The 23,276-nt window shown below is 71.5% G+C and carries 27 protein-coding genes, 1 pseudogene and 1 riboswitch; of the genes and pseudogenes, 14 read left to right on the top strand and 14 right to left on the bottom strand.

Features of this window, described 5'->3' with window-relative positions:
- Positions 1-4: 4 nt before the first annotated feature.
- Positions 5-346 (bottom strand): antibiotic biosynthesis monooxygenase family protein, encoded by a 342-nt coding sequence (locus tag Prum_RS27020; RefSeq protein ID WP_173079037.1) that lies wholly within the window; start codon positions 344-346, stop codon positions 5-7.
- Positions 347-370: 24 nt separating this feature from the next.
- On the opposite strand from Prum_RS27020, the gene Prum_RS27015 reads away from it, so the two are divergent.
- The 6 genes from Prum_RS27015 (at position 371) to Prum_RS26990 (ending at position 4,020) form a co-directional block, all read left to right on the top strand.
- A complete protein-coding gene (locus Prum_RS27015; RefSeq protein ID WP_173079036.1) occupies positions 371-604 on the top strand; it encodes a DUF6703 family protein in 234 nt (77 codons plus the stop codon).
- 104 nt (positions 605-708) lie between these two features.
- The gene (locus tag Prum_RS27010; RefSeq protein WP_173084193.1) at positions 709-1,659 is read left to right on the top strand and encodes a metal ABC transporter substrate-binding protein; all 951 of its coding nucleotides are present in this window, start codon (positions 709-711) and stop codon (positions 1,657-1,659) included.
- Positions 1,656-2,417: a metal ABC transporter ATP-binding protein gene (locus tag Prum_RS27005; RefSeq protein ID WP_173079035.1), complete on the top strand. Its 762-nt coding sequence runs from the start codon at positions 1,656-1,658 to the stop codon at positions 2,415-2,417. Before Prum_RS27010 ends, Prum_RS27005 begins: the two co-directional genes overlap by 4 nt.
- A complete protein-coding gene (locus tag Prum_RS27000; RefSeq protein ID WP_173079034.1) occupies positions 2,414-3,289 on the top strand; it encodes a metal ABC transporter permease in 876 nt (291 codons plus the stop codon). Before Prum_RS27005 ends, Prum_RS27000 begins: the two co-directional genes overlap by 4 nt.
- 30 nt (positions 3,290-3,319) lie before the next feature.
- Positions 3,320-3,619, top strand: a complete 300-nt coding sequence (locus Prum_RS26995; protein WP_173079033.1) for an ArsR/SmtB family transcription factor — start codon at positions 3,320-3,322, stop codon at positions 3,617-3,619.
- Entirely contained in the window at positions 3,619-4,020 is a 402-nt protein-coding gene (locus Prum_RS26990; protein ID WP_173079032.1) for a Fur family transcriptional regulator, read from the top strand. The genes Prum_RS26995 and Prum_RS26990 overlap by 1 nt, the downstream gene beginning before the upstream one ends.
- A 138-nt stretch (positions 4,021-4,158) precedes the next feature.
- On the opposite strand, the gene Prum_RS26985 is transcribed toward Prum_RS26990, so the two are convergent.
- The 6 genes and pseudogenes from Prum_RS26985 to Prum_RS26960 form a co-directional block, all read right to left on the bottom strand.
- A complete protein-coding gene (locus tag Prum_RS26985; RefSeq protein ID WP_173079031.1) occupies positions 4,159-4,764 on the bottom strand; it encodes a hypothetical protein in 606 nt (201 codons plus the stop codon).
- 202 nt (positions 4,765-4,966) lie between these two features.
- Positions 4,967-6,850: pseudogene (locus Prum_RS26980) on the bottom strand (acyl-CoA dehydrogenase family protein); the annotation flags it as partial.
- A 36-nt stretch (positions 6,851-6,886) separates the two neighbouring features.
- Positions 6,887-7,369: a DUF6328 family protein gene (locus Prum_RS26975; RefSeq protein WP_173079029.1), complete on the bottom strand. Its 483-nt coding sequence runs from the start codon at positions 7,367-7,369 to the stop codon at positions 6,887-6,889.
- 37 nt (positions 7,370-7,406) lie between these two features.
- A complete protein-coding gene (locus tag Prum_RS26970) occupies positions 7,407-8,141 on the bottom strand; it encodes a sugar isomerase domain-containing protein (RefSeq protein ID WP_173079028.1) in 735 nt (244 codons plus the stop codon).
- Entirely contained in the window at positions 8,142-8,870 is a 729-nt protein-coding gene (locus Prum_RS26965) for a TIGR03943 family putative permease subunit (RefSeq protein ID WP_173079027.1), read from the bottom strand.
- Positions 8,867-9,901: a permease gene (locus Prum_RS26960; protein ID WP_173079026.1), complete on the bottom strand. Its 1,035-nt coding sequence runs from the start codon at positions 9,899-9,901 to the stop codon at positions 8,867-8,869. The genes Prum_RS26965 and Prum_RS26960 overlap by 4 nt, the downstream gene beginning before the upstream one ends.
- Positions 9,902-9,963: 62 nt before the next feature.
- Positions 9,964-10,076: riboswitch (TPP riboswitch) on the top strand.
- Between Prum_RS26960 and Prum_RS26955 the strand changes: the two genes are divergently transcribed.
- The 7 genes from Prum_RS26955 to Prum_RS26925 all read left to right on the top strand — a co-directional run bounded on the left by Prum_RS26955 (position 10,075) and on the right by Prum_RS26925 (position 16,763).
- Positions 10,075-10,647 (top strand): ECF transporter S component, encoded by a 573-nt coding sequence (locus Prum_RS26955; protein WP_173079025.1) that lies wholly within the window; start codon positions 10,075-10,077, stop codon positions 10,645-10,647. It overlaps the preceding riboswitch by 2 nt.
- Positions 10,644-11,993 (top strand): ABC transporter ATP-binding protein, encoded by a 1,350-nt coding sequence (locus Prum_RS26950; protein WP_173079024.1) that lies wholly within the window; start codon positions 10,644-10,646, stop codon positions 11,991-11,993. The genes Prum_RS26955 and Prum_RS26950 overlap by 4 nt, the downstream gene beginning before the upstream one ends.
- Complete coding sequence (locus Prum_RS26945; protein ID WP_173079023.1) at positions 11,990-12,739, top strand: energy-coupling factor transporter transmembrane component T family protein; 750 nt, start codon at positions 11,990-11,992, stop codon at positions 12,737-12,739. The genes Prum_RS26950 and Prum_RS26945 overlap by 4 nt, the downstream gene beginning before the upstream one ends.
- Positions 12,740-12,798: 59 nt before the next feature.
- Complete coding sequence (locus Prum_RS26940; RefSeq protein ID WP_173079022.1) at positions 12,799-14,487, top strand: twin-arginine translocation signal domain-containing protein; 1,689 nt, start codon at positions 12,799-12,801, stop codon at positions 14,485-14,487.
- Complete coding sequence (locus Prum_RS26935) at positions 14,484-14,978, top strand: hypothetical protein (RefSeq protein ID WP_173079021.1); 495 nt, start codon at positions 14,484-14,486, stop codon at positions 14,976-14,978. Before Prum_RS26940 ends, Prum_RS26935 begins: the two co-directional genes overlap by 4 nt.
- Before the next feature lie 172 nt (positions 14,979-15,150).
- On the top strand, positions 15,151-15,837 hold the full coding sequence (locus Prum_RS26930; RefSeq protein WP_246278114.1) for an HAD family hydrolase: 687 nt from the start codon (positions 15,151-15,153) through the stop codon (positions 15,835-15,837).
- Positions 15,838-16,325: 488 nt separating this feature from the next.
- Positions 16,326-16,763, top strand: a complete 438-nt coding sequence (locus tag Prum_RS26925; protein ID WP_173079020.1) for a hypothetical protein — start codon at positions 16,326-16,328, stop codon at positions 16,761-16,763.
- A 158-nt stretch (positions 16,764-16,921) separates the two neighbouring features.
- On the opposite strand, the gene Prum_RS26920 is transcribed toward Prum_RS26925, so the two are convergent.
- Both Prum_RS26920 and recO read right to left on the bottom strand, forming a co-directional pair.
- The gene (locus Prum_RS26920) at positions 16,922-17,728 is read right to left on the bottom strand and encodes an isoprenyl transferase (RefSeq protein WP_173079019.1); all 807 of its coding nucleotides are present in this window, start codon (positions 17,726-17,728) and stop codon (positions 16,922-16,924) included.
- Positions 17,729-17,732: 4 nt separating this feature from the next.
- The gene (gene recO / locus Prum_RS26915) at positions 17,733-18,479 is read right to left on the bottom strand and encodes a DNA repair protein RecO (RefSeq protein ID WP_173079018.1); all 747 of its coding nucleotides are present in this window, start codon (positions 18,477-18,479) and stop codon (positions 17,733-17,735) included.
- 88 nt (positions 18,480-18,567) lie between these two features.
- Here recO and Prum_RS26910 point away from each other — a divergent pair, with 88 nt between their 5' ends.
- Positions 18,568-19,347, top strand: coding sequence for a DUF4097 family beta strand repeat-containing protein (locus Prum_RS26910; protein ID WP_173079017.1), 780 nt, complete (start codon positions 18,568-18,570; stop codon positions 19,345-19,347).
- A 59-nt stretch (positions 19,348-19,406) separates the two neighbouring features.
- Here Prum_RS26910 and Prum_RS26905 read toward each other — a convergent pair whose 3' ends face one another.
- The 5 genes from Prum_RS26905 to ybeY are packed head-to-tail and all read right to left on the bottom strand — an operon-like array spanning position 19,407 to position 23,261.
- On the bottom strand, positions 19,407-20,198 hold the full coding sequence (locus Prum_RS26905) for an NAD-dependent epimerase/dehydratase family protein (RefSeq protein WP_173079016.1): 792 nt from the start codon (positions 20,196-20,198) through the stop codon (positions 19,407-19,409).
- A 1-nt stretch (position 20,199) separates the two neighbouring features.
- The gene (gene era, locus Prum_RS26900) at positions 20,200-21,072 is read right to left on the bottom strand and encodes a GTPase Era (RefSeq protein WP_173079015.1); all 873 of its coding nucleotides are present in this window, start codon (positions 21,070-21,072) and stop codon (positions 20,200-20,202) included.
- Complete coding sequence (locus Prum_RS26895; protein ID WP_173079014.1) at positions 21,069-21,452, bottom strand: cytidine deaminase-like protein; 384 nt, start codon at positions 21,450-21,452, stop codon at positions 21,069-21,071. The genes era and Prum_RS26895 overlap by 4 nt, the downstream gene beginning before the upstream one ends.
- Entirely contained in the window at positions 21,445-22,818 is a 1,374-nt protein-coding gene (locus tag Prum_RS26890) for a hemolysin family protein (RefSeq protein ID WP_173084189.1), read from the bottom strand. The genes Prum_RS26895 and Prum_RS26890 overlap by 8 nt, the downstream gene beginning before the upstream one ends.
- Positions 22,794-23,261, bottom strand: a complete 468-nt coding sequence (gene ybeY / locus Prum_RS26885) for an rRNA maturation RNase YbeY (protein WP_173079013.1) — start codon at positions 23,259-23,261, stop codon at positions 22,794-22,796. The genes Prum_RS26890 and ybeY overlap by 25 nt, the downstream gene beginning before the upstream one ends.
- Positions 23,262-23,276: the final 15 nt, after the last annotated feature.

The raw sequence follows: 23,276 nt of genomic DNA, 5'->3' as shown, positions 1-23,276 counted from the left end.
GTAGTCACCGACCTGGATCGGCGGCCCGGTCGCTGGCCGCGGTCGCCACCGGCCCGCCGGGGCCGGCCTCCGCGAGCATCTCGTACGCGGACGGCTCGTCCAGCGACTCGGCGAGCAGCGGGGTGGCGTACACCTTCACGTCGAAGTCCCCCAGCGCCCGCCGGTAGGTGCCCACCGACTCCCACTCGGTCGCCAGGCACCAGTGTCGCGGCTCGTCCAGCGATCGGGTGAGCTGCCCGCGCACGTAGCCGGGGCGGGTGGCGAGGGCGGCGAGCGCCGCGTGGGCCCGTTCGGTGAAGGTCGCCGCCGCGTCCTCCTCGACGACGAACCGGTTCATCACCAGCACAGGGCCCCCTCCTACAGTGATCCGGTGAATTCTACGCGGATCAACCCCACGACCGTGTTCCTGGTGGCGCTCGCCGCCGTTCTCGTGGGGCTCTTCGCGCCCGGCGTGATCGGCGGGATCGTGCTGCTCGCGATCGCGGCCGCCCTGATCTACCTGATGTCGCTGACCTGGTCGACGCAGCCGCCGGGCCGCCGCATCGTCCGGATAGTCATCCTCACGGTCCTCATCGCCACCGCCCTCCTCAAGATCATGAGTTAGGAGGGGACCCCTCCTATGCAAAATTCGTTAATAGGGTGCCCTTCCTTGCAGCTCCGATGCATGCGCTTTTGACAATCATTGTCATGAAGGCGGAGAGTTGGGGCATGCGTAACCGCCCCACCCCTCGGGCGCTCGTTATCGGAGCCGCCACGGCCCTCGCCATCGGCACGCTCGCCGCGTGCGGCAACGATTCGAGCGCCGGCAACGCGTCCGGCAAGGTCGACGTCGTCGCCGCCTTCTACCCGCTGCAGTTCGTCGCCGAGAAGGTCGGCGGTGACGCGGTGGACGTGACAAACCTGGCCAAACCCGGCGCCGAGCCGCACGATCTCGAGCTCAACCCCGACCAGGTGGCGCAGATCACCGACGCGAAGGTGATCGTCTACCTCAAGGGCTTCCAGCCAGCCGTCGACGAGGCCATCGAGCAGCAGGGCGGCGACCGGGCGTTCGACGTGTCCAGCGCCGTGCCGCTGCTGGACGCCACCGCCGGCCACGAGCACGAGGGCGAAGCGGCGACCGAGGAGCCGGAGTCGACCGGCGGCAAGGACCCGCACATATGGCTCGACCCCACCCGGCTGGCCACCATCGGCGACAAGGTCGCCGAGCGCCTCGGCCAGGCGGATCCGGACCGGGCCGCCGACTACACGGCCCGCGCGGCCACCTTGCGGTCCGAGTTGGAGACGCTCGACAAGGAGTACGCCGAGGGCCTGAAAACCTGTCAACGCCGGGAGATCGTGACGAGCCACTCGGCGTTCGGCTACCTCGCGGAACGGTACAACCTGGAGCAGATCGGCATCACCGGCCTCACCCCGGAGGCGGAACCGTCCCCGCAGCGGCTGGCCGAGGTCGCCGAGGAGGCCAAGGAGCACAAGGCCACCACGATCTTCTTCGAGACGCTGGTCAGCCCCAAGGTGGCCGACACCATCGCGCAGGAGGTCGGGGCCAAGACCGCGGTACTCGATCCGATCGAAGGGCTGCAGGCGGGCAGCACCGACGACTACTTTTCGGTCATGCGGAAGAACCTCGCCACGCTCCAGACGGCGCTGGGGTGCACATGACCGGCACCGTCGTTGACGTGTCGCACGGGGTGGTCGGCTACGGCGACCGCCCCGTCCTGCGTGACGTCTGCCTCACCGTCGCGCAAGGCGAGGTCGTCGCGATCCTGGGCGCGAACGGCTCGGGCAAGTCGACCCTGATCCGCGCCATCCTCGGCCTCGTCCCGCTGCGCGGGGGCGCGATCACGCTGTTCGGCACGCCGCAGCGGCGGTTCCGGCAGTGGCGCCGCATCGGGTACGTCCCGCAGCGTGTCGGGGCGGCCGGTGGGGTGCCCGCCACCGTCCGCGAGGTCGTCGCCTCCGGCCGGCTGGCCCGCCGGGGCGTACTGCGGCCACCGGGCGGCGCCGACCGGGCCGCGGTCACCGCCGCGCTCACCGCCGTCGGGCTGCTGGACCGGGCCGGCGACCCGGTCGCCACCCTGTCCGGCGGGCAGCAGCAGCGCACGCTCATCGCCCGCGCCCTCGCCGGCGAGCCGGAGCTGCTGGTCCTCGACGAGCCGACCGCCGGCGTCGACGCGACCAGCCAGGAGGCGTTCGCGGAGGCGCTGGGCGGGTTCGTCGCCGAGGGCGGGACGGTGCTCCTCGTCGCCCACGAACTCGGTCCCCTCCAGCCGCTCGTGGGGCGGGCTGTCGTCGTACACGATGGGGAGATCGCACACGACGGCGCGTGCCCGCCGCCGGCGGGCTATCACGCCGCGCCGGACCACGACCATGTCCACCCACATGCGCACGAGGAGCCGCGCGGGGTCGTCCTGTCATGAGCATGTTCCAGTACGACTTCATGATCCGTGCGCTGGTCGGCGCGCTCGTGGTGGGCCTGGCCGCGCCGGCCCTGGGCATCTACCTGGTGCAGCGGCGGATGTCGCTGATCGGCGACGGCATCGGCCACGTCGCGCTGACCGGCGTGGGTGTGGGGCTGCTGCTCGACCGCTCCCCCGTGATCACCGCGGTGATCGTGGCAGCCGCCGGCGCGGTCGCCATCGAACTGCTGCGCGAGCGCGGCCGCACCTCCGGCGACCTCGCGCTGGCGATGCTCTTCTACGGGGGCATCGCGGGCGGCGTGATGCTCGTCGGGCTCTCCAAGAACAGCAGCAACGCCAACCTCATGTCGTACCTCTTCGGATCCCTGATCACGACGTCGAGCACCGATCTCGTGGTGATCGTCGTGCTGGGGGCCGGCGTTCTCGCCGCCATGCTCCTGCTCCGCCCGGCGCTCTTCGCGATCTGCCATGACGAGGAGTACGCGAAGGTGTCCGGCCTGCCGGTGCGGACCTTGAACGTGCTGCTCGCCGTCACCACCGCGGTCACCGTGACGATCGCCATGCGCACTGTCGGCCTGCTCCTGGTGAGCGCGCTGATGGTGGTGCCGGTCGCGGCCGCCCAGCAGGTCACGCGCGGCTTCCGCGGCACGATGGCGGCCGCGATGGGCCTGGGCGTGCTGTCCGCCGGCACCGGCGTCTGGCTCGCCGGGGAGGCCAACACGGCGGCCGGGGCGACGATTGTCGTGCTGGCGATCGCCGCGTTCCTGGCCCTGTCCGTCGGCGCCGCGACCTGGCGGGTCTTGCGCCGGCAGCTGCCGGCACTGCCCCGCACGGCTGATGTGGAACCGCCAGACGTGGTACTGGAGCGCTGACGTTCGGCCAATTTGGTTTACGGTTGCGGGGTGACCACGACGACCGGCTATGAGGCGTACGAGCGCGCGGGCGAACTGCTGCGTGCCCTGTCCGCCCCGATCCGGGTGGCGATCGTCACCGAGCTCGCCGAGGGCGAGCGCTGCGTCCATGAGCTGGTCGACAAGCTCGGTGCCGCGCAGCCGCTCGTCTCCCAGCACCTGCGGGTCCTGCGCGGAGCCGGCGTGGTGCGTGGTGCCCGGCGCGGTCGCGAAATCGCCTACACGCTGGTCGATGAGCACATCGCGCATATCGTGGCCGACGCCGTCAGCCACGCCCGGGAGGCCAGATAATGACCGAGGAAGTGACCGGCACGGTCCGCAACACCCGCCAGCGCACCGCGGTCAGCGTGTTGCTGCGTGAGGTCGAGGGCTTCCACAGCGCCCAGGAACTGCACGCCATGCTGCGCGAACGCGGCGAGCGGGTGGGCCTGACCACGGTCTACCGGACGCTGCAGGGCCTCGCCGACTCCGGTGAGATCGACGTCATGCGCCCGCCCGGCGGGGAGCACCTGTACCGGCGCTGCAGCGAGGGTCACCATCACCACCTGGTGTGCCGCAGCTGTGGCCGTACCGTCGAGGTCGAGGGGCCCGCGGTGGAGAGCTGGGCCGATCGGGTCGCCGCCAAGCACGGTTACGTGGCGGTGAGCCACACCCTGGAGATCTTCGGCACCTGCCCCAACTGCACCTGCTAACCCCGCGCTGCGCCGCCCCTCTTTTTCCGCGTCGATCAAGGGCATATGGTCGTGCTTTGATCTCTAAACCACGACCGTATGCCCTTGATCGACGCACAAATCCTTGATCGTCGCGGCGCGAGCGCGGGCACGGCGTGGTCATGTACGCGCGCGCAGGCCGAGGGCGCGTAGCTCCAGTCCGGCCAGGGCGTCGACGGTGGAGTCGTCGCCGCGGCGCCATGCCTCGGCCACGTCCGGGTCGATCCGGGTCAGCTTGCGCAGCGGCTGGTTGGCGAGCGCCCGCAAGGCGAGCAGGTCCCGGCCGGCGGGCGCGGACCGCAGCGCCGCCGCGGCGCCGGCCCGCCTCATCCAGCGCACCCGCAGCGGCAGCCAGACCAGCAGCACGATGCCGAGCGGAAACACCAGCAGCCCGAGGGACAGCGCGAGTGCCAGGTTGTCCACCAGGTCCTGCTGTTGCTGCCCGGCGTCGGCGAGCGACCGGGCGGCGTCCGCGGCCTTCTCGAAGGGCGACGTGAGATCGTCGCCGACGACGGGCACACGGTCGATCGTTCCGCTGATGCTGTCCAGGTTGTCGGCCATCCCGGTGCCGGCACCTTCGAGCTTCTGCCCGGGAATAGCGAGCTTCTGGACCAGGTCATGCACCCACAAGGCCATCCGGATCGCCGCGTACACCCATGCGACGACGAGTAGGTCGGTGAGGATCTGGCGGGCGATGGTCGGCGCGCGGTCGGCGTAAATCTTCACACCGATAGCTTCCCGTAGCAGACGGGATTCCGCCGCGATCAAGGACTTCCACGCCGATCAAGGGCAAACGGTCGTGGATTGGAGATCAAACCACGACCATATGCCCTTGATCGACGCGCACAGACCGCGCGGGCCCGGGCCGCACGACGCGCACGGGCCGCGCGCGGCGCGAGGCCTGCGCGAGGCGCGCGGGGCGGTTACGAAGGGGGCGGGGGATGCGGCGGCGGACGTCTTCGGCCGTGGACTCGCCGGGCTCCCAGGTTGCTACCCAGGCGGCGTCGGTCGGTGCGGTGACCACGCCCTCCTCCAGGAACGCGTAGTGCCCCTCCAGCACCCGCTTGGCCACCTTTACGTCGAGCGTGTCGGTGTTGTCCCACAGCGCGTCGAAGAGCGCCTCGGCCCGCAGTCGCGCCTGCCGGCAGAAGAGGTCGGCCAGTTCCACGCCTTCCGGGTGCTCGCCGCGCTCAGAACGGGCCCGTACGCAGACCGCCGACATCGCGAAGAGCTCCGCGCCGATGTCCACGATCCGGCCGAGGAAGCCCTGCTTGCGCTCCAGCTTGCCCTGCCAGCGGGACATCGCGTAGAAGGTGGACCGGGCGAGCTTGCGGGAGGCGCGCTCGACGTACCGCAGATGGGTCGCGAGGGGGCCGAACTCGCCGTACCCCATGGGGACCTGGCCACGACCGACCGCGAGCGTCGGGAGCCACTTCGCGTAGAACGCGCCGGCCCGCGCCCCGGCGCGGGCCTTGCGCCCGAGCCCGGCGTCCGGGTCGATGATGTCGCCGGCGACCGACAGGTGGGCGTCGACGGCCTCGCGGGCGATGAGCAGGTGCATGATCTCGGTGGAGCCCTCGAAGATCCGGTTGATCCGCAGGTCGCGCAGGATCTGCTCGACCTCGACCGCGCGCTCGCCGCGGGCGGCCAGCGAGGCGGCGGTCTCGTAGCCGCGGCCGCCCCGGATCTGGATCAGCTCGTCGGCGACCTGCCAGGCCATCTCGCTGGCGAAGAGCTTGACGAGCGCGGCCTCGATGCGGATGTCGTTGCGGTCGTCGTCCGCGATCAGGCAGCAGAGGTCCAACATGGACTCCATCGCGTACGTCGTCGCGGCGATGAACGCGATCTTCTTGGCCACCGCCTCGTGCTGCCCGACCGGGCGGCCCCACTGCACCCGCTCCGCGGCCCACTCGCGGGCGACGTTGAGCGACCACTTGCCGGCGCCGACGCACATCGCGGGCAGCGACAGGCGCCCGGTGTTGAGCGTGGTCAGCGCGATCTTCAGGCCCTTGCCGAGGCCGCCGATGACGTTTTCGGCGGGCACGAACACGTCGTGGAACCGGGTCACGCTGTTTTCCAGCCCGCGCAGCCCGAGGAACTCGTTGCGGCGCTCGACCGTGATGCCCGGCGCGTCGCCCTCGACCACGAACGCGGTGATGCCCTTGTCCGGCACCCGAGCCATCACGACCAGGAGGGTGGCCACGGAGCCGTTGGTGGCCCACAGCTTCACGCCGTTGAGCTTGTAGCCGCCCTCGACCGGCTCGGCGATGGTGCCGAGGCGCGCCGGGTCGGAGCCGACGTCCGGCTCGGTGAGCAGGAACGCGGAGACCTCCCCGCCCGCCAGCCGGGGCAGGAACGCCTTTTTCTGCTCGGGGGTGCCGAAGATCTTCAGCGGCTGCGGCACGCCGATCGACTGGTGCGCGGACAGCAGCGCGCCGAGCGACGGGTTCACCGAGCCGATGAGCGTCAACGCCTTGGTGTAGTACAGGTTGGAGAGCCCGAGCCCGCCGTAGTCCTTGTCGATCTTCATGCCGAAGGCGCCGAGCTCCGCCAGACCTTGGAAGACCTCGTCGGGGATGCGGGCCTCGCGCTCGATCCGCGCACCGTCCACTTCGGAACGCGCGTACGCGTCGAGCTTGGCGAGGAAGTCCTCCGCGTCAGGACTGGGCGCGCCGGCGGGCCAGGGATCGATCAGATCCAGCCGAAGCTTTCCGAGGAACAGCTCCTTGCCGAAGCTCGGCTTGCGCCATTCCGACTCACGGGCGGCCTCGGCCACCTGGCGGGCTTGCTTCTCCGATACGGTCGCGGTCACGGCAACCCCCTTGACCCGGGTACGGCTACCGCCACGCTACCCCTGAGTATTACCGGGCGGTAGGTCTTCTCCCCAGTTCCGGCGCAGGAACGGCAGAAACGCCCAGAAGGTGAGGAACCACAGCGCGGTCAGCCCGCTGAGGACGAACGCGGCCGCCCGGGAGAGCAGGAAGTCCGTGATCAAGAGGACCGACGCGACCATCGCGACCAGCAGGAACGCCAGCCCGCCCGTGGCCACCCGATGGGCGAACGCGACCAGTTCCGGCTTGCGCCCCTGGCGGAAGATCGCCCGGTGAAACGCGACCGGCGAGATGATCAGAGCGGCCGCGCCGGCCGCGCTGAGCAGGGCGACGATGTACGCGTCCCGCTGGAACGGCGTCACATTCGGAAACTCGGCGCTGAACGGCAGGATCAGCAGGAACGCGAAAAGGATCTGTACGCCGGTCTGGGCCACCCGCAACTCCTGCAACAGGTCGCCAAAGTTGCGGTCCCAGCGCTGTTTTTCGGTCTCCACGTCCACAGTTGGAGGAACTTCCCGCCCAGCCGCGAGATCAAACTTAGCGGCGGATCCGGCCGGCGTACCGGGCCTCCAGCGCGTTGTTGTGCTCGTCGCCGCCCTGGACGTTGGCCGACAGGTACACCGGCGGCGCCTGCCCGGCCTCGACCATCCGGCGTACCACCTCGATCGAGATCTGCTGGGCGAGCAGCGCGGCGGTGATCGACGAGATCGCGCCGACCGTGCCGCCGCCGGGCACCGGCAGGGTCGCGTCGCCGTACGGTGCGCCGTTGTCGAGCACGACGTCGGCCAGGTCGGCGAGCTTGCGGCCGGACGGGTGGCGGGAGTCGACCCGGCCGGAGTGCTCCCGCGAGGTGACCGCGATCAGCCGGTGCCCGCGCTCCTTGACCAGCACGGCGAACTCCACGATGCACCCGTTGACGCCCGAGTTGGAGGCGACCAGGAACACGTCCGCCGGCCGCACCGGCGCCAGCGCGTAGAGCCGGTGCGCCACGGCCGGATCGCGTTCGAGCAGCGGCCCGAGCACGCCGGACGGCTCGCCGCCGTAGACCACGAGGTCGCGCATCGAGATCTTGTTGGTCGGCACCAGCCCGCCGGCCCGTCCGGCCATCTCCATCGCGAACGCCTCGGAGTGCCCGCTGCCGAACGCGTGCACCACCCCGCCGGCGCGCAGCGCGTCCACGATCAGGCCGGCGGCCCGCTCCACCCCGTCCCGCTCGGTCGTGGCGACTCGCTCGATGGTCGACCGCACCACGTCCAGGTACGCCGTCAGCATCTACTCGTACTGCTGCTTCGGCGGGTCGATCTCGGTCCAGGTCTCGACCTCGATGTACGGGATGGTCTCGTCGTTCACCGGGTCGGCGGCGACCTTGTCGGTGTACCTCCCGACGACCTCCACCCAGGTGTCGGCGGCCAGGTCGGTGGGCGCGTTGCCGGACATGCCCAGCTTGATCGGGCGCCCGTCGGCGGCGCAGCAGGACAGGATGATCCGGGCCAGGATCGGCTCGCCGTTCGGGCCCTTCGCGATGAAGCCGGTCAACTGCACGGTGCGGTCGCCCAGCGAGACGCCCTTGTCGAAGACCGCCCGCGACGCGTAGTCCAGCACGGAGATCTTGGCGGGATCGCCGGCCGGCAACGGCGGGTAGTCGGACGACGCCTGCTGGCCGGACAGCGCCGTCCCGGCCTGCCCCGCGGCGTACGAGCCGAGCGCGGGCGGGGCGACCAGCAGCAGGCCGAGCACCGGCAGGATCAGCAGCCAGCCGACCCGGGGCTCGCGGTGCGGCTTGCCATCACCGTGATCATGATCGTGATCGTCTTTGGCAGAAGGTCGCAAGACCTCGTAGAAGAGCGTCATCACCGCGGCCGCGATCAGCACGATGCCGGCCGCGATCAGGAACGGCTGGAGTGACTCCTTCACGTACCGCAGGTACATGTCGGTCACGCTCGCCCGTACCACCGCCCCGCCGAGGAGCAGCATCACGACCGCCTGCGCCTGCCTGTTCATAGCAGCACCGCCCCCACGCCCACGCCCACCAGGATGGCCACCGCGAACGTCGTGGGCGCGAACCGCAGCGCGAACCGGCGGCCGAACACCCCGGCCTGCATCGAGATCAGCTTCAGGTCGACCATCGGCCCCACGACCAGGAAGACCAGCCGGGACGTCAGCGAGAACTGCGACAGCGAGGCCGCGACGAACGCGTCGGCCTCGGAGCAGATCGACAGGAGTACGGCCAGGGCCGCGAGCGCGAGCACGGATAGTACGGCGTTGTCGGCGACCGTCTGGAGCCACCGCTCCGGTACGACCACGTTGATCGTGGCGGCCGCCATCGCGCCGAGCACCAGGAACCCGCCGGCGTGTACGACGTCGTGGCGCACCGCCGCCCAGAACGCCCGCCCCTTGGACATGCCGTCCAGGTCGGGCCGGTGCGGCAGCTTGATCCACTCGGCGCGGCCGAGCCGGAGCCACAGCCAACCCATGATCATGGCGACGATGAGGCTGGCCACACCTCGGCCGACCACCATCTCCGGGTTGTTCGGGAAGGCGACCGCGGTGGCCGTCAGCACGATCGGGTTGATCGCGGGCGCGGCCAGCAGGAACGCCAGCGCGGCCGACGGCGTGACCCCGCGCCGGATCAGCGACCCGGCGATCGGCACCGCGCCGCACTCGCAGCCGGGCAGCACGACGCCGGCGCAGCTCGCCACCGGTACGGCGAGCGCCGGGTGCTTCGGCAGCGCCTTGGCCCAGAACGAGCGGGGCACGTACACCGCGATCACGGCGGACAGCGCCACGCCGAAGACCAGGAACGGGACCGCCTGCACCATGACCGAGACGAAGACGGTGGTCCAGGTCTGCAGCCGGGGGTCGGAGATCGCGTCGCCCAGCGGCCCGCGGAAGAGCACCAGCAGGATCAGCAGGACGGCGAGCACCTCGACTGAGCCGATGCGGTCACCGAAGAGCTTGCGGCGCGGCGGTGGCGGGGGTGTGGGAGTCCAGTCGATGTCCGCGGGACGTGTGGTCGTCACGGCAGAGGGCATCCCTTCGCTGGCGCGGGCCGACCCAGGGTAACCCACGTGGCCTGCGGTGTTAACGTGGTCGAAGAAACCGACAGGGGAGCGCACAGCGCTGAGAGTGCGGCCGCCGCGAGACGGCACGCAGACCCTCGAACCTGATCTGGGTAATGCCAGCGCAGGGAGTCCGGAGGTAGCACATGAACCCCAACCGTTGGCGCACCGTCGACGTCGTCGTCGCGGCCGTGCTCGGCGCCGCGTTCGGCGTCATCTTCTGGGCCTGGGGCCTGCTCTGGGAGGGCCCGGCCAACGCCATCCCGCTGCCCGGGCGGGCACTCATCTACGGCATCTGGCTGGTGCCGGCCGTGCTCGGGCCGCTCGTCATCCGCAAGCCGGGCGCCGGCATCTTCACCGAGTTCGTCGCCGCGACGGTGTCTACGTTCTTCGGCTCGCCGTGGGGGCTGATCACCCTGGTGTACGGCCTCTTCCAGGGCGCGGCCGGCGAGTTCGCGTTCGCGGCGACGGGCTACCGCCAGTGGCGGCTGCCCACCGCGATCGTCGGCGGCGTGCTGGCCGGCGGGGCCGCCACCCTGCTCGACCTGGTCAACTACTACCCCGAGACCTCCCCGGCCTGGAAGTGGGGGTACGCCGTCCTGGTCGTCCTCAGCTCCGGGCTGATCGCGGGGGTGGGCGGCTGGGTGCTGACCCGTGCCCTGGCGCAGACCGGCGTGCTGGACCGCTTCCCGGCGGGCCGGGACCGCGTGGCCGTTTGATCCACGCGGTCGGATTCGGCTGGCGGCACGCCGGGCGGAAACGGTGGGCGGTCCGCGGGGTTGACCTGCGCGTCGAGCGCGGGGAACGGGTGCTGTTGCTCGGCGCCTCGGGGGCGGGCAAAAGCACCTTGCTGGCCGCGCTGGCCGGCCTGCTGCCCGCCGACTCCGGGGAGCGCGAGGGCAGCGTCGACGTCGACGGGCGCGCTGGCATCGTCTTCCAGGACCCGGAGACGCAGCTCGTCATGGCGCGCGCCGGCGACGACGTGGCCTTCGGGCTGGAAAACCACGGCGTGCCGCCGGCGCAGATCTGGCCCCGCGTCGACGAGGCGCTGGGCCGGGTCGGCTTCCCGTACGGCCGGGACCGCTCCACCGGTGCCCTCTCCGGCGGCGAGCAGCAACGCCTCGCCCTGGCCGGCGCGCTGGCGCTCCGCCCCGACCTGCTGCTGCTCGACGAGCCGACCGCCAACCTCGACCCTGCCGGCGCCGAGCTGGTCCGGGCCGCGCTGCGCCGCGCCGTCGACCCGGACACCACGCTCGTCCTCGTCGAGCACCGGGTCGCCGAGGCGCTCCCGCTGGTCGACCGGGTGGTCGTCCTCGAACCCGGCGGCGGCATCCGCGCCGACGGCACGCCCGACGCGGTGTTCAAGGAGCACGGCGACCAGCTCGCCGCCGAAGGCGTCTGGGTGCCGGGCCATCCCGTGCCGCCGCGGCACACGAGCGCGCCGCCAGGAGCAGCGCTGCTGCGCGCGGACAAGGTCACCGTCCGCGACCGGCTGGCCGCCGCCGATCTGGAGGTACGGGGTGCCGAGGCGCTCGCGATCCTCGGTCCGAACGGCGCCGGCAAGTCCACCCTGGCGCTCCTGCTCGGCGGTCTGCTCCGGCCCGACGGGGGGCGGATCGTGGCGACCGAGGCGCTCGCCGGCCCCGACGCCGCCACTGCCCCGCACCGCTGGCGGGCCCGCGCGCTCGCCCGCCGGATCGGCTCGGTCTTCCAGGATCCCGAGCACCAGTTCGTCACCTCCAACGTGCGCGACGAGCTGGCGCTCGGCACCGACGGCTCCACCGTGGACGAGTTGCTGGCCCGGCTGCGGTTGGACCGGCTGGCGGGCGCCAACCCGTACACCTTGTCAGGCGGCGAGGCGCGGCGGCTGAGCGTGGCGACGGCGCTCGCGTCCGCTCCCAGCCTGCTGGTTTTGGACGAGCCGACGTTCGGCCAGGACCGGCGCACCTGGATCGAGCTGGTCGACCTGCTCGCCGGGCTGCGCGATGCCGGCCGCGGAGTGGTCGCGGTGACCCACGACGCCGACTTCGTCGCGGCCCTGGCTGACCGGACAGTCAATCTATGAACGCCGTGCTGGGCCGGCGGAACCCGGTCGCCAAGGTGGCCGCGGCGCTGGTCTTCTCGGTCGCGCTCATCACGACGCTGGACCCGGTCCCGCCCGCCGTGGCCATCGCGATCGAGCTGGCGGTCGTGCCGCTGTTCGGCGTGCGGTACGGCACGCTCGTCCGGCGGGCGTGGCCGCTGCTGTTCAGCGCGCTGGGCGTCGCTCTCACGCTGGTGCTCTTCGCCGCCGAGCGGGACGGCACCACGCTGGCCACCGTCGGGCCGATCGTGGTCACCACCGGGGTGCTCGCCACCGCCCTCGGGCTGGCCTTGCGCGTGGTGGCGATCGCGCTGCCCGGGGTGCTCGTCTTCGCGTCCACCGACCCCACCGACCTGGCGGACGCGCTCATGCAGAACGCCCGCGCCCCGCACCGGTTCGCGATCGGCACGCTGGCGGCGTTCCGGCTCGTGCCGCTGCTCGGCCAGGAGTGGCAACTGCTCCGGCTGGCCCGGCGCGCGCGGGGCGTGGACGCCGGCCGCAACCCGCTGGCCGCCCTGCGCCTGTTCGCCTCCACCGCGTTCGCCCTCCTGGTCGGCGCCATCCGCCGCGGCACGCGACTTGCCGTAGCCATGGACGCCCGCGGCTTCGACGCCCGCACGCCGCGCACGTACGCCCGCACCCAGCACTTCCGGACGGCGGACGCGGTGCTCATCCTGGCCGCCGCCGGGCTGGCCCTGCTCGCTTTGGCGGCCGGCCGCCTCCTCTAGTCCCTGTGATTTCGCCGGTTGGCCACCCGCCGTTACCCAGCGTGCGCGAGATTGACCCCATGGGACATGGGCATCACCACCACGAGCACCTCACCGATACGGCCGCTGACGTACCCGAGGCGTTGGACCTGTCTATCCCGGACAGTGAGCTCTCGCCCGCGGACGTCTCGCGGCGGGGCTTCCTGCGCGGCGCCGGGCTGCTCGGCGCCGGCGCGGCAGCGAGCGTCATCGCCACTCCCGGCGCGGCACACGCGCACGGTCCGGGCGGCGACCACGGGCGCACCGGCGGGTTCCAGTGGCTCTCCGGCGACCACCACATCCACACGCAGTACAGCTCCGACGCCATGTATCGGGTCCTCGACCAGGCCCGGCACGGGCGGGCGAACGGGCTGGACTGGATGGTCATCACCGACCACGGCAGCGTGGCCCACGCCAAGATCGGCGTGGAGAAGGTGAACCCCGACATCGTGGCCACCCGCGAGGAACTGAAGGACCTGCTGGTCTTCCAGGGCCTGGAGTGGAACATCCCGGCCGCCGAGCACGCCACCGTCTTCGTCCACCCTGGACGGAACGAAGTGGCGGTGCTGAAGGAGTTCGAGAACGCGTACGACGGGACCGTGAAGAACGCCGGCGCCTCCACGCCGGAGAACGAGGCGCTCGCCGTCGCCGGCATCAAGTTCCTCGGCGACGCGGTACGCCAGCGGCGCATCGACGGCGCGCTCTTCCTCGCCAACCACCCGGCCCGGCGCGGGATCGACTCCCCGCACGAGATCCGGGCCTGGCGGGACGCCGACCCGAGCGTGGCGGTCGGCTTCGAGGGCGCCCCGGGCCACCAGGCCGCCGGCATCCCCGGCCCGATCGGCAACGGCGGCGGCCGCGGCTTCTACGAGGGCAGCCCGTCGTCGGCGTCGTTCCCGGGGTACCCGCTGGAGAGCTACCGCACGTGGGGCGGCTTCGACTGGATGACGTCCACTGTGGGCGGTCTGTGGGACAGCCTGCTCGCCGAGGGCAAGGCGTGGTGGATCAGCGCCAACTCCGACTCCCACGTCAACTTCCTCGACGTCGCCACGCGCGGTCCGAACAGCGACTTCGCCGCCAACGGCAAATACAACGACCCGGTGTACGGCGGCCAGGTGCTCACCGAGGCCGGCGACTTCTGGCCCGGCCAGTACAGCCGGACGAACGTGGGCGCCGCGTCGTTCTCGTACCGGGCGGTGATGGACGGGCTCCGCGCCGGCCGGGTCTGGGTCGACCACGGTGGACTGATCAACGGGCTGGACGTACGCGCCCGGGTGGCCGGCGACCGCCGCGCCACCTCCGGCACCCCGCTCGGCGGCGTCATGCGCGTGCGCCGCGGGACCACGGTCGAACTGACCATCGACATCGACCTGGCGACCGGACCGAACTGGGCGCAGTTCGTGCCGACCCTGGCCCGGGTCGACGTCATCGCGGGCACGGTCACCGGCCCGGTCACCGACCGCGACACGTTCACCGCCCCGAACACGAAGGTCGTCAAGTCGTACGAGGTGAGCGGCGGCACCGGGCGGGTCTCGTTCACGTACTCGTTCGGCCACGTCGACCAGCCGTTCTACGTCCGCGTACGCGGCACCGACGGCAAGCGCAGCGCACCCGGCCTGATGGGGGCGGCGGTGGACCCGGCCGGTCCGGCCATGGACGTGCTCGGCGACGCCGACCCGTGGCAGGACCTGTGGTTCTACGGCAACCCGATCTGGGTGCTGCCGAGTTGAGGTACACCGGCATCTGCCTCGGACACGAGACGGACCGGGAGGCCGAGCACTGGCTCCACGCGCTCGGCCTCCCGCCCGGCGTCGAAGCGTGCACGCACCTGGTGCGCACGCCGTACCCACAGGTGGCGATCAGTCTGGCGCTGCCGGACGGCTACGAGCCCGACCTGCCGGCCGCCGGTTCGGAGGCCGCCGACCAGGTCGCCGCCGCGCACCGCGAGCGGCGGTCCGGCCGGGCCGTGCTCTTCGCCGGCGTCGAGGCCCTGACGGGTACGGTGACCGTCGCCGACATGCTCGCCAACAGCGCGATCGACCGGGTGATCGTGCTGGGCGGCGCGCCCGCCGACCCGGCCCGGGAGGTCGTCACCCGCGACTTCGTCCGCCCACAATGGATGGACGGCGCGCTGACGCTCATCACCGCCCCCGCCCCGGCCGGCCGCCTAGCCCCCTTCGAATACCCCAACCCCACCCCCTGTTGCGCTCCCACCCCCTGACCCCGCCTCTCCCCCTCTCCCTCTCCCCGTCGATCAAGGGCGAATGGTCGTGGTTGGATCTCTAATCCACGGCCATTCGCCCTTGAGCGACGTCGAAGTCCTTGATCGACGGATACGGGCGGCTGTGGCGACGCCCACTGACGGGCCCGCGCCGGCCTGGCACGATCGAGCAATGCGCCTGGTCATGTGGGACATCGACCACACCCTGCTCTACGCAGGGGGCATCGCCTCGCTCGCGTACGCCCCCGCGTTCACCGCCGTCACCGGCATGCCGTGGCGGGCCATGGCGTTCACCGCCGGCCGGACGGACCGGGACATCGCGGTCGAGACGTTCGCGATGCACGGGATCGACGATTACGAGCCGCACCTGGACGAGTTCTTCGCGCTCTTCGCGGAGGAGTTCGCCGCCCGTCGCGAGCTGCTGCTGGAACGCGGGTACCTCATGCCCGGCGTACGGGAGGTACTGGGCGCGCTGGACACCCGGCCAGACGTCGTACAGACCCTGGTGACCGGCAACATCCGCCCGATCGCCGTGGACAAGCTCACCGCGTTCGACCTCGCCGAACTGGTGGACTTCGAGATCGGCGGCTACGGCACCGAGGACACCGTACGGGCGACCCTGGTCCGGCGCAGCCTGGAACGGGCCGCCGCGAAGCACGACCGCCCGTTCGACCCCGCCGATGTGATCGTGGTCGGCGACACCGCGTACGACGTGGCCGCCGCCCTGGCGAACGGCGTCACCGCCATCGGGGTGGCCACCGGCCACACGAGCGCGGACGCCCTGGCAGCGGCCGGCGCCCACGTGGTTCTGCGAGACCTGAGCGACGTGCCCGCCGTCCTCACCCTCCTTTCCGCGTAGCAACCGCCCCTCCCGCCCCGCTGCCCCGCCCTCTCCCGCGCCGCCCCTCCCGCGCCGCCCCTCCCGCGGCGTCGATCAAGGGCTCTTGCGTCGATCAAGGGCAAACGGTCGTGCTTTGATCTCCGATCCACGACCGTTTGCCCTTGATCGACGGAGGAACCCTTGATCGACGCAAGAGTCCTTGATCGACGCGGAGAGCTCTGATTGGGGGCGGGCCTGCGGGCCCAACCACGTGCCCCGTCGCGGCCGAGGAGCAGACCCGGCTACGGTCAAGGTGCTTCGTAATGACCGAGCAGGTACGGGCCGTCGACCGGACGTTGCTGCTGGGGCGCGTGCCGTCCATCCTGCGCGATCGGTTACTCACCGTAGCCGAAAGGTAAGACCCACAGCGGAGCGCCGGCTGTCGATCATGTTTGGATGGACGTATGCCCAGCTCTGACAGCCGCCGTGATGTTCCCGCTCGCCGCCGCGGGAGCCGTACGCAGTGGGTGCCGGTAGCGGACCTGTCCCCGATGGCGCAGGCGTTGCTCAGCGAGGACCTTGGTGGCCGGGACGTGGTGCCCGGGCACGTCGCCGACCGGGTCACCGAGCGGGCGGAGCAGTGGGTGGCACACGGGTTCACCGTGGAGACGGTCCGGCCATGGCAGGATCTGGCGCCGGCCGCGGCGGCGTTCCTGGCCGAGCGTGGCGTCGATCCGCGGGTGCTGGACCTGCCGGTCGAGGCGTTCCCGGGCGCGAAGCCGGTACCGTTGCGGGTCGCCATCGGAGCCGAGCGCATCCCGGTGGAGCGGGCGTACGAGCTGCTGGTGCTGACCGGCGAGCACCAGCCAAAGCTGCCCACGCCGCCGGCGAAGTCGGCCGCATCTGTACGGCCGATCGCGCCCGTCCTTTTCTCGCACGCCAAGCCCGACGAGGGCAAGCCGTAACGGACCGCGATCAAGGACTTTCGCGTCGATCAAGGGCATATGGTCGCGGTTTGGAGATCAAACCACGACCGTATGCCCTTGATCGACGCAGAGAGGGGCGGCGCGGACGGGCGGCGCGGACCGCGCGGAGAGGGCGAGCGCGGGCGAAAGGGCTAGGGCTAGGGCGGGGGTGGGACTGGGTTGGGGAGGGCGGCGCCAAAGCGGCGGTCGCGCTGGGCGTACAGCTCGCAGGCGTGCCACAGGTGCCGGCGGTCGAAGTCGGGCCACAGCGTGTCCAGGAAGATCAGCTCGGCGTACGCGGACTGCCAGAGCAGGAAGTTCGACGTCCGCTGCTCGCCGGACGGGCGGAGGAACAGGTCGACCTCGGGCACCTCGGGGTGGTAGAGGTACCGGGCGATCATCTTCTCGTTCACCTTGTCGGGGTGGACCTTGCCGGCCGCCACGTCGCGGGCGATCGCGGCGGCCGCGTCGGCGATCTCCGCCTGCCCGCCGTAGTTGACGCAGAACTGGAGCGTCATCGTCGAGTTGCCGCGGGACATCTCCTCGGCGGTGACCAGCTCGGAGATGACGCTCTTCCACAGCCGGCCGGGCCGCCCCGACCACACGACCCGCACGCCCAGGTCGACGAGCTGGTCGCGGCGGCGGCGGATGACGTCCCGGTTGAAGCCCATCAGGAAGCGGACCTCGTCGGGCGAGCGCCGCCAGTTCTCGGTGGAGAAGGCGTACGCGGACAGGTAGGGGATGCCCAGCTCGATCGCGCCCTCGATGGCGTCGAAAAGCGAGTATTCGCCCTGCTCGTGCCCCTTTGTCCGGGGCAGCCCGCGCTCCTTGGCCCACCGCCCGTTGCCGTCCATGACCACCGCCACGTGCTTCGGCAGCGCCTCCCGCGGCAGTGCGGGCGGGCGAGCCCCAGACGGGTGTGGCGTCGGCGGCTTCGGTTCCCGGCGACGTTGCGTACGGATCACGGTTTTATCCCCTATCGACCAGCGGCAGCGAGCGTAGCGCGCGCTCCAGATGCCACTGCAAATGCGCCGCCACCAGCCCGCTGCACTCGCGGCGGTTGCCCGCCTCCGCCCCGTCCGCCACCCGCCAGTCACCCGACGTCAGGGCGGACATCAGGTCGAGGGTGGCCGGCGCCGGATGCGCCGCTCCGGGTGGTCGGCAGTCAGGGCACACACAACCCCCAGCGGGTACGGAGAAAGCACCGTGCCGCCCCGGCGAACCGCACACCGCGCATTCGGCCAGGGCCGGCGCCCACCCGGCGACCCCCATGCTCCGCAGCAGGTAGGCGTCGAGCACGAGAGTGCTGGCGTGCGCCCCCTCGGCGAGGGCGCGCAGGGCACCGAGGGTGAGCTGGAAGAGCCGCAGCATGGGCTCCTGCTCGATCGGGGTGAGCCGCTCCGCCGTCTCCGCGACCGCGCTCGCCGCCGTGTAGCGCGGGTAGTCGCTGAGGAACCGCTTGCCGTACAGCTCGATGGCCTCGACCTGGCTGACCGTGTGCAGCGACGGGCCCTCGGCGAGCTGCAGGTCGATGTGCCCGAACGGTTCCAGCCGGGCACCGAACCGCGAGGTGGTACGCCGTACGCCCCGGGCGACCGCGCGGATCCGGCCGTGCCGGCGGGTCAGCAGCGTGATGATCCGGTCGGACTCGCCCAGCTTCTGGACGCGCAGCACCACCGCGTCGTCGCGGTAGAGCGGGCGGCGGTATCCGGGCACCCGCACATTGTCCCTTACCCGCTCTCAGGGTCGTCTCGGTGACCAACCCGGATGTGTCGCCGGGGTCCGCGCCCGTAGCGTGCAAGTCATGGTTCCCCGGAAGTTGCTGGTCGTGATCGGCGCGGTCGGCGCCCTGGCATTGGTCGGCTGCGAGGAGGTCGGCCAGAGCCGGCTCGACTACTCCGACACCGAAAACGTCGCCATCAAGGAGATCCTCATCGATCCAGGCTCCGGCAACGTCACGGTGCGCACCAGCGACACCGACAAGGTCGACATCAAGCGGGTCGTCCGCTACCGGGGCGAGGAGGGCGAGCCGAACGCGCAGTACCACCTCAACGGGACCGTGCTGCAGATCGGCACCGAGTGCGGCCGCGGCTGCTCGATCGACTACGAGATCGTGGCGCCCAAGGGGGTGGCCGTCCGCGGCGAAAACGGCTCCGGCGACATCTCGCTCAACGGGGTGTCCACGGTGGACCTCCAGCTGGGTTCGGGACACATCGGCGTCGTCGGTGCGTCCGGATCCGTGAAGGTGCACACCGGCTCGGGCGACGTGACGGTCGCGGACGTCGCCGGCGACCTGGACGCGCGGACCGGCTCGGGCGGCATCGAGGCGCGCGGGGTGGGCGGCACGTCCAGCACCCTGCGCACCGGATCCGGCGACGTGACGCTCGAACTGACGAAGGCGGGCGGCGTCCGTACGCACACCGGCAGCGGCAACGTGGACATCACGGTGCCGGCCGGCTCGTACCGGGTGGACGCGCGCACCGGCTCGGGCGAGAAGATGCTCGGCGTGCCCAACTCGCCGACCGGCACCTACCTGCTCGACCTGGAAACGGGCAGCGGCGACATCACCCTCCGCGAAGTCTGAGTGTTAGGAAGGGCCCCTTCCTATGCAAAAAACGTTAGTAGGGGGCCCTTCCTTGCATCTCAGTAGGGCTCGCCGAGCGGGAGGAAGCAGAAGTAGCCGCCGAGTCGGTCGCCGCCCGACGATTGCCTCTCCGGCGCCGGGCCCAGGCGCTGGGCGTACTCCTCGCTGTCAAGCTGCGGGTGATAGCCGATCTCTTCGCCCTCGGACAGCGACCACCAGCGGCGAGTGTTGCGGCTTATCCCCCACAGCAGGCGGAAGCCTGCGGTGTCGGCGGCGAGGCACGCCTCGACGAGGCGGACGCAGTCGTCGGGGGCAAGCCAGCAGTGCAGCAGGTCGGTGTAGAGCGGGGTGGGGAAGCAGGCACCGATCCGGACCGCGAAGACCGTCATGCCGAATCGGTCGGCGTAGAGGGTGCCCAGCGCCTCCGCCGCCGCCTTGCTCCAGCCGTAGTAGGTGTCCGGGCGGGCCGGCACCGCGGCCGGCAGCGGGCCATCGGTGCGCGGGTGGAAGCCCGCGGCGTGCATCGACGAGGCCAGGATGACGCGCGGCACGCCGGCGCCGCGGGCGGCTTCGAGGAGGGTACGCGTACCGTCCACATTGACCCGTTGCAGTTCCGCCCAGGTCTGCTCGCCCGGATAGGCGGCGAGGTGGAGCACCGCGTCGGCGCCGTCACACGCCCGGGCCATCGCGCCCGGGTCGGTGATGTCGGCCTGGATCACGATCTCGCCGGGCCCGGCCGGTCGCTGCGGCGCCAGGTCGAGCAGGCGCAGCTCCCGGTCGGGGCGGACGAGCTGGGGTCGCAGCAGTGCGCCGATCCGGCCGGCCGCTCCGGTGACCAGCAGCCGCGACATGTCAGAAGCCGAGCTTGCGCAGCTGCTTGGGGTCGCGCTGCCAGTCCTTCGCGACCCGTACGTGCAGGTCGAGGTAGATCCGGGAGCCGAGCAGGGCCTCGATCTCGGCGCGGGCGCGGGTGCCGACGTCCTTGAGCCGGCTCGCCTTGTGGCCGATCACGATGGCCTTCTGGCTGGACCGCTCCACGTAGATGTCGGCGTAGATCTTGGTGAGCGAGCCCTCGCGGATCATCTCCTCGACCACCACCGCGATGGAGTGCGGCAGCTCGTCGCGGACGCCTTCGAGGGCCGCCTCCCGGACCAGCTCGGCGACCAGCACGTGCTCGGGCTCGTCGGTGAGCATGTCGTCCGGGTAGAGCTGCGGCGACTCCGGCAGGTACTTGGTCATCACGTCGACGAGCGTGTCCAGCTGGTACCCGGACACCGCGCTGACCGGTACGACCTCGGCGAACTCGGCGAGCTGGCTGACCGCGAGGAGCTGCTCGGCGAGCCGCTTCTTGTCGACCAGGTCGGCCTTGGTCACCACGGCGATGACGCTGGCCTTGAGCTCGGCCAGTTCGCCGGTGATGAACCGGTCGCCGCGGCCGATCTCCTCGTCGGCGGGGACGCAGAGGCCGATCGCGTCGACCTCGCTCCAGGTCTGCCGGACCAGGTCGTTGAGGCGCTCGCCGAGCAGGGTACGCGGGCGGTGCAGCCCCGGCGTGTCGACGAGCACGAGCTGGGCGTCGGGCTTGTGCAACACGGCCCGGATCACGTGCCGGGTCGTCTGCGGCTTGCTCGACGTGATCGCGATCTTCTGCCCCACGATCGCGTTGGTCAGCGTGGACTTGCCGGCGTTCGGCCTACCCACAAAACACGCGAACCCCGCCTTCACTGGGTCACCGTGCCGAGCACGGAGCCATCCGGAGCCGCTACGTGGACGGGGGCGTCGGTCGAGAGGTCGCGGACGGCGGCGTGGCCGGCACCGTCCAGGGTGGACGCCTCGGTCACCACGACGGCGGCCTCCAGGCGGGTCGCGCCGGCGGCCACGGCCGAGGCCACGGCGAGCTGCAACGCGGTGACCGTCAACGAGGGCAGCGCCACGCTCGCGGCGGCGTACGTGCGGCCGTCCTGGTCGCGCACTGCCGCGCCCTCGACCGCGCCGATCCGGGCGCGGGCGCCGCGCGCCAGCACGACCAGCTTGGAGTCTTCGGCGTCCAGCTCGGCAGCCGCCCCCACGGGCGCTCTGCTGGCTGCTGCGGACGGCTCAAGCATCGGCGGGTTGCCTTTCTTGCTCGGGTGCTTCGGCGGGCGCCTTGCTGACGACGACGCGGCGTACCAGGACCGAGTCGATCCGGTTGCGCCGGCCGGTCGTGCCCTCCGCGACGAGGCGCAGCCCGCCTACCGTAGCCTCCGCGCCCGGGATGGGCACGCGCCCCAGCGCCTGAGCGAGCAAGCCGCCCACGGTCTCCACCTCGTCGTCGGGCAGTTCCACGCCGAACACCTCGCCCAGGTCTTCGACGGGCAGCCTGGCGGTGACGCGTACCGAGCCGTCGCCCAGCCGCTCGATCGGCGGGCGCTCCACGTCGTACTCGTCGGTGATCTCCCCGACGATCTCCTCCAGGATGTCCTCGATCGTCACCAGGCCGCCGGTGCCGCCGTACTCGTCGACCACGATCACCAGGTGGGTGCGGGCCGCCTGCATCTCGGACAGCAGGTCGTCGACCGGCTTCGACTCCGGTACGAAGGTGGCGTCCCGCATCAGCTCGGCGACCGGGGTGGCGTCGGCGGCCGGGTCGCCGCTCTGCGTACGGCGGACGACGTCCTTGAGGTAGAGCACGCCGAGCACGTCGTCGACGCTCTCCCCGACCACCGGGATGCGGGAGAACCCGGAGCGCATGAAGAGCGCGAGTCCTTGCCGCAGCGACTTGTCCGCCTCGATCCACACCATCTCGGTGCGCGGCACCATCACCTCGCGGGCGATCGTCTCGCCGAGCGCGAACACCGAGTGGATCATCTGGCGCTCGCCGTGCTCCACGACGCCGCGCTGCTCGGCGAGGTCGACCAGCTCGCGCAGCTCGATCTGGGTGGCGAACGGGCCCTCCCGGAAACCGCGCCCCGGCGTGACCGCGTTGCCGATCAGGATCAGCAGCGAGGCGAGCGGGCCGAGGGCCCGGCCCAGCCAGCGGACCATCGGGGCGGTGACCCGGCCGACGGCGTACGCGTGCTGCCGCCCGATCGTGCGCGGGCCGACGCCGACCACCACGAAGCTGACCACCGTCATGGCGCCGGCGGTGACCAGCGCCGCCGTCCAGCCGGCCGAGAACGTGTCGACGGCCACCAGGGCGACCAGCGTGGTGGCGGTCAGCTCGCAGAGCAGCCGGAGCAGCAGGAGCAGATTGAGGTGGCGTACGACGTCGGCCGCGACGATCTGGAGCGCACGCGCACCGCGTACCCCCTCACGGGCAAGCTCGGCGGCGCGGGCCGGCGAGACGGCCGTGAGCGCCGCGTCGGTCATCGCGAAGATGCCCGCCAGGACGACGAGCCCGGCGGCGGAGAACAGCAGTTGCAGGTCCGGCAACCCGCCGGAGGCTGCGGCCGCCAGCGGCATCGACATCACTGTCCTCGGTTGGCCCGCCAGCTGGACAGCAGCCGGGCCTGCAGCGCGAACATCTCCTGCTCCTCCTCCGGCTCGGCGTGGTCGTAGCCGAGCAGGTGCAGGGCGCCGTGAACGGTCAGCAGGTGCAGCTCGTCGGCCGCCGAGTGGCCGGCGGTGGCCGCCTGCTTGGCCGCTACCTCCGGGCACAGCACGATGTCGCCGAGCAGCGCGGGCTCACCGGCGCCGACCTCGCCCGGACCGTGGTCGACGCTGCCCTCGTCCATCGGGAACGCGAGCACGTCGGTCGGCCCGTCGCTACCCATCCAGCGGTGGTTGAGCTCGGTCATGTAGTCGACGTCGACGAGCAGGACGGACAGCTCGGCGAGCGGGTTGACACCCATCTCGTCGAGCGCGTGCCGGGCCACCGCCAGCACGGCGTCAGTGTCGACGGCGACGCCGGACTCGTTGGCGATCTCGATGGACAAGGTGTCTCTTCTCCC

This window comes from Phytohabitans rumicis (genome assembly GCF_011764445.1).
GTDB lineage: Bacteria > Actinomycetota > Actinomycetes > Mycobacteriales > Micromonosporaceae > Phytohabitans > Phytohabitans rumicis.
The sequence above is the reverse complement of the archived record's forward strand: the minus strand, read 5'-3'. Positions and strand labels throughout refer to the sequence as shown.

Coding starts and splice junctions, on each gene's coding strand:
- Prum_RS27010 (WP_173084193.1), top strand. CDS start 709: ATGCGTAACCGCCCCACCCCTCGGGCGCTCGTTATCGGAGCCGCCACG.
- Prum_RS27005 (WP_173079035.1), top strand. CDS start 1,656: ATGACCGGCACCGTCGTTGACGTGTCGCACGGGGTGGTCGGCTACGGC.
- Prum_RS27000 (WP_173079034.1), top strand. CDS start 2,414: ATGAGCATGTTCCAGTACGACTTCATGATCCGTGCGCTGGTCGGCGCG.
- Prum_RS26990 (WP_173079032.1), top strand. CDS start 3,619: ATGACCGAGGAAGTGACCGGCACGGTCCGCAACACCCGCCAGCGCACC.
- Prum_RS26970 (WP_173079028.1), bottom strand. CDS start 8,141: ATGCTGACGGCGTACCTGGACGTGGTGCGGTCGACCATCGAGCGAGTC.
- Prum_RS26965 (WP_173079027.1), bottom strand. CDS start 8,870: ATGAACAGGCAGGCGCAGGCGGTCGTGATGCTGCTCCTCGGCGGGGCG.
- Prum_RS26960 (WP_173079026.1), bottom strand. CDS start 9,901: ATGCCCTCTGCCGTGACGACCACACGTCCCGCGGACATCGACTGGACT.
- Prum_RS26955 (WP_173079025.1), top strand. CDS start 10,075: ATGAACCCCAACCGTTGGCGCACCGTCGACGTCGTCGTCGCGGCCGTG.
- Prum_RS26945 (WP_173079023.1), top strand. CDS start 11,990: ATGAACGCCGTGCTGGGCCGGCGGAACCCGGTCGCCAAGGTGGCCGCG.
- Prum_RS26940 (WP_173079022.1), top strand. CDS start 12,799: ATGGGACATGGGCATCACCACCACGAGCACCTCACCGATACGGCCGCT.
- Prum_RS26930 (WP_246278114.1), top strand. CDS start 15,151: ATGCGCCTGGTCATGTGGGACATCGACCACACCCTGCTCTACGCAGGG.
- Prum_RS26910 (WP_173079017.1), top strand. CDS start 18,568: ATGGTTCCCCGGAAGTTGCTGGTCGTGATCGGCGCGGTCGGCGCCCTG.
- Prum_RS26905 (WP_173079016.1), bottom strand. CDS start 20,198: ATGTCGCGGCTGCTGGTCACCGGAGCGGCCGGCCGGATCGGCGCACTG.
- Prum_RS26895 (WP_173079014.1), bottom strand. CDS start 21,452: ATGCTTGAGCCGTCCGCAGCAGCCAGCAGAGCGCCCGTGGGGGCGGCT.